Below are 14,056 nucleotides of genomic sequence, written 5' to 3'. Positions count from 1 at the left end.
CGCCCTCGGGTGGGGTCACCGCGGCACCCTGCTTCCACCCTCCCGCCCTCAGACGGGCCACCGACCAGCAGTGAAGGAGAGCCGGGCCATGGAGAACCTCCGGCAGGAGCTGACGCGGTTCATCCAGCAGCCCGCCGCCCAGCAGGACCCGCCCGCGCTCTACCGCCGCCTGCTGGCCGAGGCGCCGGTGCTGGACCTCGGCCGGGTCCATGTCGTCTCCGGCTACCAGGAGATCATCACCGTCCTGATGCACCCGGGGACGGCCGTCGACCCGACCACCGTCGGTCTGCCCAGGGCCGGTTCCACCGCCCTGGCCCGGATCGTCAACCGGATGCTCCCGATGCGCGACGGCGCCGACCACACCCGGCTCAAGCGGCTCGCCACCACCGCCTTCAGCGCCCGTCGCCTGGAGCAGATGCGTCACCGGATCGAGAGCACGACGGCCCGGATGCTCGAACCGCTGCTCGCGGCAGGGGAGTTCGACGTGGTCGCCGACCTCGCCGTGCCGCTGCCGGTGGCCGTCTCCTGCGCGATCCTGGACATCCCCGACTCCGAACAGAAGCGCGTCACCGGCTGGGCCGGTCTGGTGGCACGCTCGCTCCTCGACGACTTCGGCAGCCAGGACGACCCGGCCGGTCCGGCTCGGATCGCCGAACTGGACGCCGAGTTCGAGGAGTTCCGCAGCTACGTCGAGGAACTGTGCGCCGCCCGCGCCGCCGATCCGGGGGACGACCTGATCAGCCGGCTCACCGTCGCGCGGGCCGAGGGCCGCCTGGACGGCGAGGACCTGCTCGCCTTCGTGGTCATGCTGCTCGCCAACGGGCTGGAGACACTGACCTCCGGACTGGCCCTGGCCGTCTGGCAGTTGCTCCGTACCCCGGACCTCGCCGAACTGATCCGAAGCCGGCCCGACCGGGCCGAAGCGGTCTTCGACGAGGCCCAGCGCCTGGGCAGTCCGGTGCGCGCCAGCGCGCGCGCCCTCACCCACGAGATCACCCTCGGCGACACCGTCGTCCCGGCCGGCCGGGTCGCACTGCTGCTGTACGCGGCGGCCAACCGGGACCCACGTCGCTTCGCCGATCCGGACGTCTTCGACCCGGGCCGAGCGGAGACGCGTCACCTCGCCTTCGGCCACGGCCCGCACCACTGCCTGGGGGCACCGCTCTCGTTGATGGCGGGTGCTGCGGTGCTGCGCGGCCTGGCCGAGGCGGGGCGGACGCGTGACTTGAGTACGCCGCTCACCGAGCAGACCGTGCCGTGGAGCACGCAGTTCGTCTTCGGCGGGATGCGTGAACTGCCGCTGCGGTGCCCGCAGCAGGCAGTGGCGGCTCTGGCAGGGGCGGGGCGGCCATGAGCGCTACAGCAACCAGCAAGCGGACCTCGGAGAGTGGGGAGAACGTGACCGTCGCGACCAGGCCCAACGGCCCGGACACCGAGCAGCCGACCGTGGGCACGAAGGGAGCCACCGCCGTCGCGGCGGCCCGGGCTGCCGCAGTCCTGGAACCCGGGCTGGACCGCCCGGTCGGACTGGTCGGTGCCCGGCTCCGGGCCGCCACCGCCGCGCTGCTGCTCGCGGTCGGTGCGGGCGGCGGCTGGGCGGTGTTCGGCGCCCTGCCGCACACGCTCGCGCTGCCGGCGGTGCTCGCCCACGGCGCGGCCCCGGAGACCGTACGGGCCGACCAGGCGGGTGCGCTGCTGGCCTACCAGGTCGGCACCGGCGCACTGGTGACGCAGGGTCAGGTCGTAGCACTGCTCCGGACGCCGGCGGGCGAGGAGCTCGTTGTCCGGGCGCCGTCCGGCGGCACGGTCACCGCGCTGCTCGCCACACCCGGCAGCACGCTCGCGCCCGGGGCGGCCGTCGTCGCCCTGGATGTCGCCCGACTGCCGGAGACCGTACGGATCTTTGCCACCTCGCTGAAGGACGCGGGCCAGCTCACGCTGGGCCGGACGGTGCTGGTGCCGGTGCCCGGGTTGGGGACGGTCGAGGCCACGATCACTGCGGCGGACGCCCTGCCGGTCCGGGCCGACTCGCTGGACGGGACGTTCACCGTGCCGGTGCCCGGCCTGCCCGCCGGGGCGGCCCCGGTCTGGACGGCATACGCCAGAATTCCGGCCGCCGCGGGACAGTTGCGCGGCCCGTTGCCGCTGACGGTCTCCGTCGACCTGGGTGCCCGGCATCCGTACCAGGCCGTGTTCGGATCGGGGGCCGGGCGATGAGCCTCGACGTCCGCGAGACGGCGGCTGCGGTGGAGCCGGTGGCGCCGGTGGTGAAGGACGAGCGGCCGAAGCCGTCCGCCGGACGCAAGGCGCGCCGCTACCTGCGGACGCCGGTGGTGCCGCAGATGGAGGAACAGGACTGCGGCGCTGCCTGCCTGGCCGTGGTGCTGGGTGCGTTCGGCCGCCGGGTGACGCTCCAGGAGGCCTCCCGGTCCTGTGGGGTGAGCCGGGACGGGGTCAGTGCGGCTGCGGTCGCCAGGGCGGCCGGCCGGTACGGGCTGCTCGCCCGGGGCCGTCGAGTGGTCCGGACGGAGGACCGGCTGCTCGGTCTCGAGGGCGTGCAGGTTCCGTCGATGGTCCTGGTCACCGGCCCGCACTTCGCGATCTTCGAGGGCGTCAAGCGGGGCCGGGTGCACGTCAACGACCCGTCGCTGGGCTCGTACTCGGCGACACCGGCCGAGTTCTGGGACTCGTTCTCCGGGATCGCGGTCGGGTTCGAACCCGGACCGGACTTCGAGAGCGGCGGTCAACGCTTCCCGCTGCTGCGGGCGCTGACGGCGCGGATGCGCGCGTTCGCCGGGCCGCTGCTGCTGGCGGTGCTGCTGGCCGTGACACTGGCGGTGCCGGGGGTCGCGGCGGCATTCCTGCTGCGGGCCTATCTCCGGTCGGTGGTGATCGACGGTACGGCGGCCTGGGCGATGCCGCTGGCGCTCGCGGCCGGTGCGGTGGCCGGGACGGTACTGCTCGGTACCTGGCTCCAACAGGCCCTGGTCAACCGGGTGTTGGAGGCGATGGCGGCCCGCGCCTCGGCCGGATTCCTGTGGCGGCTGATGCGGCTGCCCGGATCGTTCTTCCACCGCCGCCAGTTGGGCGGTCTGGTGACCCGGGTGCAGATGAACGACGGCCTGGCGATGCTGCTCTCGCACCGGGTAGCTGCTGCCGCCGCCTCCGCTGCGGCGGCCGCCGTCCACCTGACCGCGCTGGTCTGGCTGGAGCCCCGGCTGGCGGCGGTGCCGGTCGTGGTGGCGGTGCTGGACGTACTGGCGCTGCGGGTCGCGGACCGGCGGCGCGGCGGGCTGGTGCACCGGCTGCACGCGGAGCAGTACAAGCGGGACGGGGTCGCGTTCGCCGGTGTGTCAGCGATCGAGACGCTGAAGGCGGAGGGGGCGGAGGACTCGTTCTTCCGGTCCTGGGCCGGCTGGCAGGCCCGTGCCATGGACACCGGCCAGCGGGTCACCACCGCGGTCATCGTGCCGCTCTCCCTGCCGGGCGCGCTCAACTCGGCGGCCACCGCCACCGTGGTGGTGGCCGGCACCTCGATGCTGCTCGGCGGTTCGCTCTCGGTCGGGACGCTGCTCGCCTTCCTGCTGCTGCTGAACGGCTTCCTCTCGCCCATCGGCCAGCTGGTGGGCGCTGCTTCGGAGTTCACCATCGCCCGGGCGCAGAACGCGCTGCTGGAGGATGTCGAGAGCACCGAGCCCGACCCGTACCTGACGCCGATCCTGGACGCTCCGGCCGACGACGCCGAGCCCGCTCCGCGCCTCAGCGGCGAACTGGAGCTGCGCGACGTCGAGTTCGGCTACGACCCGAACCGGCCGCCCACGCTGGCCGGGATCTCGCTGCACATCCGCCCGGGGGAGTGGGTGGCCGTGATCGGCGGCAGCGGCAGCGGCAAGTCGACGGTGGCCAGGCTCGCGGCCGGGGTGCTGAGCCCCTGGTCCGGCCAGGTGCTGCTGGACGGCCGGCCCCGGGAGGACTGGCACCGTGCGGTGGTGACCAGTCAGGTCGCCTACGTGGAGCAGCAGTTGCGGCTCTTCGAGGGGACCGTCCGGGAGAACCTGACGCTCTGGAACCCGGCCGCCGACGAGGACGCCCTGCGGCGCGCGCTGGACGACGCCGAGGTGGCCGAACTCGTGGCGCGGCGCGGCGGACTGGACAGCGGACGGATCGAGGAGGACGCCCGCAACCTCTCCGGTGGTGAGCGCCAGCGCCTCGAGCTGGCCAGGGCGCTCGCTCTCGACCCGGCCCTGCTGGTGCTGGACGAGGCCACCTCCGCGCTGGACGCGCACACCGAGGCGGCGGTCAACGAGCACCTGCGGCGCCGGGGCACCACCTGCCTGGTGCTGGCCCACCGGCTGAGCACCATTCAGGCCGCCGACCGGGTGGTCGTGCTGGCCGGCGGCCGGATCGTCCAGCAGGGCACCCCCGCCGAACTCGCCGCCGTCCCTGGCCCTTACCGGACCTTGCTCGCGGAGAAGACCCAGAAGACCCCGACCCGGAAGACCCCGACCCAGAAGGAGGAGAAGTCATGACCACCACGGCCACCGCCGAGGCCAACCGCGCCGCGCTCGCCGCCGCCGTCGGCGTGCTGCACGCCGGCCGTGGCGGACGGCAGCCGCACCGGGTGGCGGCCACCAGCCCGGCCGGGCAGGCGCACGCCGTGCTGGTCGCGCTGGGCGCGGTCCCCGAGACCGGTATCAATGCCGAACTCCCGGCCGCCGTACGCGACTCCCGTGACCCGCTGACCGTACTGCTGCGGTCGGCCGGGGTGCGGTACCGACCGGTGACGCTGCCGGCCGGGGCGGACGGGCACGGCGATCCGGCCGGGACGGCCGGGCCGATGGTGGGGTTCGCGGCGGACGACGGCCGGCCGGTCGCGCTGGTGCCGCGCCCGGCGGGCGGCCACCGTCCGTACGACCCGGCGGGCCGGGGTGAGGTCGCCCTGCAGGCCAGAGCTCTGCTGCTCTACCTGCCGCTGCCCGAGGGCGACTTGGGGCCGGCGGATCTGGCCCGGTTCGTGCTGCGGGTGCCGGGAGCGCGGCGCGATCTGGGCCGGCTGACCGCAGCCGGTCTGGGGGCGGCGCTGCTCGGGCTGCTGGTGCCGTTGAGCGCCGGTGTACTGATGCCGCAACTGCTGGCGGCCGATCAGCACCCGGTGCGCTGGCTGACCCTGCTGCTGGGGTCGGCGGTGCTGGCGGCCTGGCTGCTGGTGATCGTCCGGAACACCGCTGCCGTCCGGCTGACCGGTCGGGTGCAGAGTGCGTTGGAACCGGCTGTCTGGGACCGTCTGCTCGGTCACGACGCCCGGTTCTTCCGCGACTACACCACGGGTGACCTGGTGCATCGGGCCAACGCGGTCGCCCAGGCCCGGGCCGCGCTGTCCGAGGTGCTGGTCAGCGCGGTGCTGGGGGCGGTGTTCGCCACCTCGGGACTCACCGTTCTGCTGCTGGTGGACGTCTGGCTCGGCGGGCTGCTGCTGCTCGCCGTGTTGGTGGTGACCGGGCTGCTGCTGTTGCTCGGTCGCCGCCGCCAGCGCCACGAGAGCGCGGTGTTCGAGCTGCACGGACAGCTGAACGGCGTGCTGTACGGGCTGCTGCTCGGGATCGACAAGATCCAGACGGCGGGCCGGGAGATCCAGGCGTTCGCCCGCTGGGCGGTGCCGTTCGCCGCCCAGAAGCGGGCCGACGCGGCCGCTCAGCGGGCCGACGCCGCGGCCGGCGCCCTCACCGCAGGACTTCAACCGCTGCTGCTGGCGGTCCTGTTGGCGGGAGCGGTGTTCGACGGTGCGACGCCGTCGGGGCACCTGATGGCGGCCGGTGTGGCGGCCGGTCAGGTCGCGGCGGCGCTCGGTCAGGTCACCCATGCCGCGGCCAGTGCGTACGGCATCGCGCCGGTGCTCGACCGGATCCGCCCGATCCTGGCCGAGGTCCACCCGGTGGACGGGAACCGGCAGTTGACCGATCCGGGTGAACTGCTCGGTTCGGTCTCGCTGGACCGGGTGACGTTCCGCTACCCGGGGACGGCGGCGCCCGCGCTGGAAGCGGTGTCGCTGCACGCCGCGCCCGGCGAACTGGTGGCGGTGGTCGGCCCGTCCGGCGCCGGGAAGTCCACCCTGGTACGCCTGCTGCTCGGTTTCGAAACGCCCGAGTCCGGCACCGTCCGCTACGACGGACAGGATCTGGCGGGGCTGGACGCCCGGCTGGTCCGGCGCCGGCTCGGCGTGGTGCTCCAGCACGGTCGCATGCTGCGCGGCTCGCTGCTGGAGAACCTGGCCGGCAGCGATCCCGACGTGACCGAGGACCAGATCTGGGAGGCCGCCGAACTCGCCGGTATCGCCGACGAGTTGCGCAGTCTGCCGCTCGGCCTCGGCACCCGGGTCGGGGAGGACGCCCAGGGCTTCTCCGGGGGTCAGGTGCAGCGCCTGCTGCTGGCGCGCGCCCTGGTCCGACGGCCCACCGTCCTGCTGCTGGACGAGGCCACCTCCGCGCTGGACAACGCGACCCAGCTGCGGGTCGCCGAAGCCGTCGCGGGCCTGGACCGCACCCGGGTGGTGATCGCCCACCGCCTCAGCACCATCCGCACCGCCGACCGAATCCATGTGCTCTCCGGCGGCCGACTGACGGCCTCCGGCACCTACGACGAACTACTCGGCCACGACCCGCTGTTCACCCGACTCGCCCGACTCCAGGAGATGTGAGATGCCGCTCGACCTGCAGACCTGGCTCCGCCCCGTCGACGGTGCCTCCACCCCGCACACCGACGACCGCGCCGCCGACCCTACGGACACTGCCGCCGGGGTGCTGCTCCCCGGTCTGGACCGGGGCGACGACCGGCTGCGCGCCGTGGTGACCGCCGCCGCCTCGTTCGCCGACCGGGCCGAGGCCCGTCCGGACGGCAGCGCGGTCTTCGCCCCGGACCCGGACGAGGACCGCCGTGGCCGCACCGCCGCGGTGGACACCTGGCTGCGCCGGGCGGCCGGTGAGCACGGCGGCGCCGGTGCGCTGCTGGACCACCTGGCCGAGACCGGCCGTCCGCTCGGCGACGGGCTGCGCGGCGTGGTGCTGGCCGATCCCGCGGTCCTGCCCGACTGGGCCCTGGCGCTGGCCGTGTTCCTGCGGACGCTGCCGGCCGCGCCGAGCGCCGAGACCAGCGCCCCCGGCGCACTCGGTGCCGCTTTCGTCGCCGCCGCAGGCGAGTTGCTGCCGTACGGGACGGGTGGCATCCTCGGCGTCCCGGTCAGCGACCGGGCCCGCGCCGACCTGGCCGGCACGCTGACCGGCCGGCTGGTCGAGGCCTGCAACCTGGCGTTCTGCCACGAGTTGCAGACCCTCACCGGCCGCCCGCGCGCCACCGACTGGGACGCCGCCGGCGGCCTGGACACCTCGCAGGAGGGCTGGCTGGCCCGGCTGGAGCGGCTGCCCGCGCTGGCGTACCTGGTCGGTACGGTCTGCCGGCAGTGGCAGCACGTACAGACCGAGCTGTTCGCCCGGCTCGCGGCGGACCGCGCGCTGCTGGTCGAGCAGATGTGGGAGGGCGAGGACCCGGGCCCGCTGGATTCGGTGCGCGGCGAGGCGGGCGACCGGCACGCGGGCGGCCGTTCGGTGTCGCTGCTGTACTTCGCGAGCGGCCGGGCGGTGGTCTACAAGCCCAAGGACATGCGGCACGCGACCGCCTACCTGGACCTGTCGCGCCGGCTCAACGAGGAGCTGTCGCTGGATCTGCCGGTGCGTACCGTGCTGATCCGCAGCGACCGGGGCGACGACGGCCACGCCGCCTCACTGGCCGCGCACTGCGAGAACGACTACGGCTGGGAGGAGCTGGTCCCGCACCGCCCCTGCGCCGACGCCGGCGGCTTCGCCCGGTTCTACCGGCGGCTCGGTATGACGATCCGTCTGGTGCAGCTGCTGGAGGGCCGTGACCTGTGGGCCGACAACCTGCTCGCGGACGGCGAGCACCCCGCGCTGATCGACCTGGAGTGCCTGCTCTACCCGCGCGTGCAGACGCCGCCGACGATCAGTGCCGAGCAGCACGGGCTGCTGGACGATCTGGAGTCCACCGTGGTGCGGACGGCGATGGCCTTCCAGCCCTGGACCCCGGCGAAGGCGAGCACCGCGCTGGACATCGGCTGCCTGTCCCGGATCGGCAGCCTGGAGATCACCCCCGGGGTGCCCGCGCTGCCGCTGCCGCCGTACCGTCCGGTCCACCTCGACGAGACCGGCGAGACGGTCACCGCCGACCCGTGGGAGTACTCCGAGGAGCTCACCGAGGGCTACCGCGAGATGCACCGGACGCTGCACCGGCTGCGCGACGAACTTGCCTCGCCGGAAGGCCCGTTGGCGTCCTTCCGGGGCATCTGGGTGCGCTACATCTGGCGGCACACCTGGGACGGCTACAAGATCATCCGAGCCTCCACCAGTCCGCTCGCCCTGGACAGCGGCGCCACCCGCGAGACGGTGATCGCCGGTGCGCTGCAGGGCGCCATCACGGCGCTGGCCGGTGACCCCGGCCGCGGCGACCTGCTGGAGGTGGTGCTCGCCGAGCTGGACTCCTTCCGCCAGCTCGACATCCCCTTCTTCCGCTCACTGACCTCCTCCACCTCCGCCTTCACGGCGGACGGCCAGGAGATCCCGGGCCACTTCCGCAGCACCGGCTGGCAGCGCCTGCAGGACCGGGTCGCCGAACTCGACAGCTTCGACCTGGACGCCCATCTCGCGGTCCTGACCGGCTGCGTGGACGCCGCCCGGGGTGGCGCCGAGCTGCCCGTCCCCGCCGTCCCGCGCAGCGTACGGTCCCGGATCCCCGGCAACGGCGAACTGCTCGACCGTGCGGTGGAGATCGGCGACCGGATCCTGGCGGACCGGCGCGGCAACGGCTGGCTCGGCCAGAGCTGGTACCCCGGCAGCGGTCTGCGCCAGGTCGAGGTGCTCGGCCTGGACCTGGCCAGCGGCACCCCGGGGCTGGCCGTCCTGTTCGCCGAACTCTGGGCAGCCACCGGCGAACCGCGCTTCCACCGCGCCGCCCACCGCACCCTGACCGCCGCCGCCCGGCTGATCGACCCGGCCGCCCCGCGGGCCTTCGCCTTCGCCGCCGACAGCCGGCTGGCGGGCGGCTCACCCGTCCCCGGCGGGTTCGCCGGACCCGGTGCGCTGATCCACGCGCTGGCCCGGGTCGGCACCCTGCTCGGCGAGCCCGAACTGATCGCCTCGGCCCAGGGGTTGGTGCCAGGTACGGTTGCGGTCGCCACCCCGGCACCCGCCCGCCCGGGCCGGCCGCCCCGTACACCCAACCCGGACGTGCCGCTCGGCAGCGCCGGCCTGCTGCTCAACCTGCTCCGGCTGCGCCGGGTCACCGGCCCCGGGCACGCCCCGACCGACGACGGCATCCGGGCCCTGGCCGCCGCCGCCCTGGAGCAGCTCTCCGCCGAGCCCGATGCCGACGGCGAGGTCGACCACGGCTTCCTGGACCTGGTGCCCACCGGTACGGACTCGATCGCGGCCGCCCTGGCCCGTGTCGTGGCCGAGGCGCCCGCGCTGCTCGCCGCCCCGGACGCGGTCCGCGAACGGCTGCGCGGCCACCGCTTCGCCACCGCCACCCGGGCCGGCCGGCTGGCCTGCCTGGACACCGCCGTCGCGCTCGGCGCCGGCATCGTCGACCCGGCCGAACTGGCCGCGCTCACCCCGCCGGTGAGTGAGCGTCAGATCACCGGCCGGAGCACCCGCGACCTGGTGGCCACCGCCGGCGAGGCGCTCACCGCCGCCGAGGCGGGGCTGCTGCACACCGTCCCTGATCCGCTGGACTCGCTGCTGCCGGGCCCGTTCTACGACGGCCGGGAGGCCGCCGCCCTGCTGGTCGGCGAGCTGATCGTGCGGCACGACACCACCGGCAGCTGGTACCCCGACCGGGCCGCCGACGACCGGATCAACCTCGGCGCACTGGACGGCTCGGCAGCCGTCGGCCTGCTGCTGCTGCGCCTGCTCGACCCCGCCACCGCCCCGCTCGCCACCCTGCGCTGACCGCGACCGAGACCAGAGGTACCAGCCATGCCCAACACACCCGCGATCGGCTTCAAGCCTCACTACACCCCGTACGTCGTGCCCGGCGAGGCCGTCTACCTGGTCTCCGAGCGTGGGGTCTCGGTGGTCGACGGCGGGCTCGCCCAGGCCCTCGCGCCGCTGCTGGACGGCACTCGCACCGCCGAGCAGATCAGTGAGGCGCTGAGCGGCACCGTGCCCGCCGACAAGGTGCGCACGGCCGTCGACCGGCTCCGTGACCGGGGCTATCTCGCCACCACGGGCCAGGCCGAGGACCCGGCCGGGGCCGCCTACTTCGAGATGGCCGGCCTGGACGGCGCCGCCGCGAGCAGTGCGCTGTGCACTGCCCGGGCCCGGGTCGAGGTCTACGGCGACCTGGACCCGCAGCCCTTCCTGGCCGCCCTCGCCGCCGCCGGTGTGACGGCGGACCCGGCGGCCGAGTTCACCATCGCGCTGACCGACGACTACCTGCACCCCGGCCTGGCCGCGCGCGACCGGGAGGCCCGGGAGAGCGGGCGGCCCTGGCTGCTGGCCCGTCCGGTCGGTTCGATCGTCTGGGTCGGCCCGGTCTTCGTGCCGGGACCGGCCGAGGACGCCGGGACCACCGGCTGCTGGGAGTGCCTGGCCCACCGGCTGTCCGCCAACCGTCAGTCGCTCAGCTACCTCCAGCACCGGCTCGGCCAGGACGGTCCGATCTCCACCGCCGGCGCCCACCTGGCACCTTCGCTCGGCACCGGCGTCCAGCTCACCGCGCTGGAGGCCGCCAAGTGGCTGGCCGGAGTGCGCCCGGCCGAGCCGGTCGTGCTCACCCTGGACACCGTGCTGCTGGAGACCGAACGGCACCGCCTGATCCGCCGCCCGCAGTGCCCGGCCTGCGGTGACGAGCAGCTCATGACGGAACGTCAGCTGAGCCCGGTCCGGTTCGAGAGCCGCCCCAAGGCGTACACCGCCGACGGTGGCCACCGCTCCGCCTCCCCGGAGGACATGCTGGAGCAGTACAAGCCCCAACTCTCCCCGGTCACCGGCGTGGTGACCTCCCTGGTGCCGGCCGGCCGGACCCCCACCGGGCTGCGGGTGTACGTCTCCGGGCAGAACCTCTCCCGGCGCAGCGGCGACCTGCGCCAGCTCCGTACGGGGCTGCGCTCGGTCAGCTGCGGCAAGGGGCGCACCGACGTGCAGGCCAGGGCCAGCGCGCTCGGTGAGGCGATGGAGCGCTACTCCGGCGTCTTCCAGGGGGACGAGGCCCGCCGCACCGCCAGCTTCACCGAACTGGGCGACGCCGCGATCCACCCCGCCGACTCGCTGCTCTACAGCGAGCGCCAGTTCGCCGAACGGGGCCGTTGGAACAACCAGCCCTCGATGTTCAACACCATCCCCGAGCGGTTCCGCGAGGACGACCGGATCGAGTGGTCACCGGCCTGGTCGCTGACCGAGCAGCGCACCCGCTGGCTGCCCACCATGGCGCTGTACTACGGCTACCGGCACCGCGACGGCTTCTTCGCGGCCGGCGACTCCAACGGCTGCGCGGCCGGCACTTCCTTCGAGGACGCCACCCTGCAGGGCTTCCTGGAGCTGGTCGAGCGGGACGCCGTCGCGCTCTGGTGGTACAACCGGGTCCAGCGGCCGGCCATCGACCTGGATGCCTTCGGGGACCCGTACATCGACCAACTCCGGGACATCTACCGGGGATTGAACCGGGAGATCTGGGCGCTCGACCTCACCTCGGACTTCGGCATCCCGGTGGTCGGCGCGTTCTCCCGCCGGACCGACAAGCCCGCCGAGGACGTGCTGATCGCCTTCGGGGCGCATCTCGACCCGCACATCGCGCTCACCCGGGCGCTGACCGAGATGAACCAGTTCCTCGGCCCGGTCGCGGGCAACGCCGACGGCGAGGTCGACTACGCGGGCGCCGACCGCGAGCAGAAGGAGTGGTGGACCACCGCGACCGTGGCCAACCAGCCCTACCTGCTGCCCGACCCGGCCGCCCCCGCGGCGGGCCCGTCCCGCTGGACCAAGCTGGCCGGCGACGACCTGGCCGAGGACCTGGCACTGGTCCAACGCCTGGTCGAGGAGCGCGGGATGGAGTTCCTGGTGCTCGACCAGACCCGTCCGGACATCGGCCTGCCGGTGGCCAAGGTGATCGTCCCCGGGATGCGGCACTTCTGGGCCAGGTTCGGGCCCGGCCGGCTGTACGACGTGCCGGTGGCGCTGGGCTGGCTCGAGACGCCCACCCCGGAGGAGGAGCTCAACCCGATCCCGATCTTCATCTGACGAAGCGCCGGGCCGCCACTGAGAGGTGGCAGCCCGGAAAGAGGTACCCGATGACCGTGACCGAACAGCTGCCCCCCGACCTCACCGCCGAGGGCGGGACGCCGCGCACGCTGCTGCGGCTGCGCCCGGAGGTGGAGGTCACCGCGCAGGGTGACGACCTGGAGCTCAGCCACCCCTGGGGCCGGCAGCGCGTGCACGCGCTCGGCGCCGAAACCGTCCAGCGGCTCGCCGCACTCACCCGGACCCATCTCGACGTCGACGAAATCGCCGACGGCGGCAGGCTGTTCCACCTGCTGAGCCGGTTCCCCTACCTGGTCACCACGACCATCGCCGACCCGCTCGGCGAGCCGCTGGCGACCGCCGTACCGATCGCGCGGGCGGCCGGTCTGCCCGGTCTGGTCCGCCCGCCCGCCTCCGTGGTGCTGTCCCGGTTCGCGTACCTGCGCCGGCTGCCGGAGGAGCACGCCGGGGCCTGCGTGCTGGAGTCCCCGATGGCGCCGTTCCGGCTGACGCTGCACCAGCCGGCGGCGGGGGCGTTCGTCGCGGCGGTGACCGCCAACCGCTCGGTGGCCGAGGCGGCGATGCTGGCGGGCATCAGCGTCTCGGCCGGGCAGGCGCTGGCCGGGTTGCTGGCGGGGGCCGGATTCCTGGACGACGGCGCGACCGGCGAGCCGCCGCTCTGGGACTTCCACGACCTGCTGTTCCACGCCCGCAGCCGCCCGGGCCGGCACGACTACCCGAGCGGCGGCGTCTTCGCCCACACCGACATCGCCCAACTGCCCGCGATCCCGGGCGTGGGGCCCAGGGAGGACGGCAGCGGGATCGACCTGCCGGTGCCGGACTGGGACGAGGTGCTGGCCCGCGACCCCGCACTGAGCGAGGTGCTGGAGGGCCGGCGCTCGGTCCGGTCGTACGCCGAAACCCCGGTCACCCTGGCGCAGTTGGGCGAGCTGCTCTACCGGGTGGCCCGGGTCCGCCGGATCATCCCGGGCGATCCGTCCGACCCGCACGGCTACGACATCGTGGACCGGCCCTACCCGGCCGGCGGCTCGACCGGTGAACTGGAGGTCTACCTCTCGGTGGTGCGCTGCGACGGCCTGGTGCCCGGGGTGTACCGCTACGACGCGGCGGCCCACCGGCTGCGGCCCAGGCCGTTCGCCGGGGCCGCCGACGAGGCGGCGTTCCGCGAGCTGATGACGGCGGCCTGGCGGGCCACCGGCTGCGCGGTGGACCCGCAGGTGTTGCTGACCGTCACCTCCCGGTTCGGGCGGCTGTCCTGGAAGTACAGCCAGATCGCGTACGCGCTGACGCTCAAGCACGTCGGCGTGGTCTACCAGACGCTGTACCTGGTGGCGACGGCGATGGGGCTGGCGCCGTGCGGCCTCGGTTCGGGCGACACCGACGCGGCGGCGCGGGCGCTCGGCCTGGACTGGACGGCGGAGTCCTCGGTCGGCGAGTTCCTGATCGGCAGCCGACCGGCGGACGTGCCGCGCACCGCGCACGGGTTCAACGACATCGTGACGTCCTCACGAGCGAGTTGACCCATTGGGCACACGGTTCGGAAGTCAGGGGCTCGGGGAACTGCGACGCCGACCTCGTACAAGGTGATCCGTACGTAGATCGTCAGGCACTTTCGCAGTGACCCCGGCGCCAGATCTCATCGCAGTTCCCCGAGCCCCTGGACCGTAGACGGCTGAGCGCCCGCCTACCGTAGGTGCCCGGACATGCCGATGCCCCGCCGTGGAGTGGCGGGGCAT

7 protein-coding genes are annotated in these 14,056 nt (G+C 74.2%); all 7 read left to right on the top strand.

Features of this window, described 5'->3' with window-relative positions; translation table 11 throughout:
* The first annotated feature begins 88 nt into the window (after nt 1-88).
* The 7 genes from ASC99_RS14595 to ASC99_RS14565 are packed head-to-tail and all read left to right on the top strand — an operon-like array spanning nt 89 to nt 13,840.
* Nucleotides 89-1,354, top strand: a complete 1,266-nt coding sequence (locus ASC99_RS14595; RefSeq protein WP_057231986.1) for a cytochrome P450 — start codon at nt 89-91, stop codon at nt 1,352-1,354.
* Complete coding sequence (locus tag ASC99_RS14590) at nt 1,351-2,217, top strand: hypothetical protein (RefSeq protein WP_157531523.1); 867 nt, start codon at nt 1,351-1,353, stop codon at nt 2,215-2,217. The genes ASC99_RS14595 and ASC99_RS14590 overlap by 4 nt, the downstream gene beginning before the upstream one ends.
* Nucleotides 2,214-4,529 carry an ATP-binding cassette domain-containing protein gene (locus ASC99_RS14585; RefSeq protein WP_057231983.1) on the top strand — a complete coding sequence of 772 codons (2,316 nt, stop codon included), beginning with the start codon at nt 2,214-2,216 and terminating at the stop codon, nt 4,527-4,529. The genes ASC99_RS14590 and ASC99_RS14585 overlap by 4 nt, the downstream gene beginning before the upstream one ends.
* Nucleotides 4,526-6,694, top strand: a complete 2,169-nt coding sequence (locus ASC99_RS14580; RefSeq protein WP_057231981.1) for an ATP-binding cassette domain-containing protein — start codon at nt 4,526-4,528, stop codon at nt 6,692-6,694. The genes ASC99_RS14585 and ASC99_RS14580 overlap by 4 nt, the downstream gene beginning before the upstream one ends.
* A 1-nt stretch (nt 6,695) precedes the next feature.
* Nucleotides 6,696-10,010: a DUF4135 domain-containing protein gene (locus ASC99_RS14575; protein WP_057231979.1), complete on the top strand. Its 3,315-nt coding sequence runs from the start codon at nt 6,696-6,698 to the stop codon at nt 10,008-10,010.
* A gap of 27 nt (nt 10,011-10,037) precedes the next feature.
* Complete coding sequence (locus tag ASC99_RS14570) at nt 10,038-12,299, top strand: TOMM precursor leader peptide-binding protein (RefSeq protein ID WP_057231977.1); 2,262 nt, start codon at nt 10,038-10,040, stop codon at nt 12,297-12,299.
* A 50-nt stretch (nt 12,300-12,349) separates the two neighbouring features.
* On the top strand, nt 12,350-13,840 hold the full coding sequence (locus ASC99_RS14565; protein WP_057231975.1) for a SagB family peptide dehydrogenase: 1,491 nt from the start codon (nt 12,350-12,352) through the stop codon (nt 13,838-13,840).
* Nucleotides 13,841-14,056 lie beyond the last annotated feature (216 nt).

The sequence above is a fragment of the Kitasatospora sp. Root107 genome (assembly GCF_001424875.1).
GTDB lineage: Bacteria > Actinomycetota > Actinomycetes > Streptomycetales > Streptomycetaceae > Kitasatospora.
This window is presented reverse-complemented; position numbering and strand designations above follow the sequence as displayed.

Excerpts from the sequence above, each read along its gene's own strand:
- ASC99_RS14595 (WP_057231986.1), top strand. The coding sequence starts at position 89 with ATGGAGAACCTCCGGCAGGAGCTGACGCGGTTCATCCAGCAGCCCGCC.
- ASC99_RS14590 (WP_157531523.1), top strand. The coding sequence starts at position 1,351 with ATGAGCGCTACAGCAACCAGCAAGCGGACCTCGGAGAGTGGGGAGAAC.
- ASC99_RS14585 (WP_057231983.1), top strand. The coding sequence starts at position 2,214 with ATGAGCCTCGACGTCCGCGAGACGGCGGCTGCGGTGGAGCCGGTGGCG.
- ASC99_RS14580 (WP_057231981.1), top strand. The coding sequence starts at position 4,526 with ATGACCACCACGGCCACCGCCGAGGCCAACCGCGCCGCGCTCGCCGCC.
- ASC99_RS14575 (WP_057231979.1), top strand. The coding sequence starts at position 6,696 with ATGCCGCTCGACCTGCAGACCTGGCTCCGCCCCGTCGACGGTGCCTCC.
- ASC99_RS14570 (WP_057231977.1), top strand. The coding sequence starts at position 10,038 with ATGCCCAACACACCCGCGATCGGCTTCAAGCCTCACTACACCCCGTAC.
- ASC99_RS14565 (WP_057231975.1), top strand. The coding sequence starts at position 12,350 with ATGACCGTGACCGAACAGCTGCCCCCCGACCTCACCGCCGAGGGCGGG.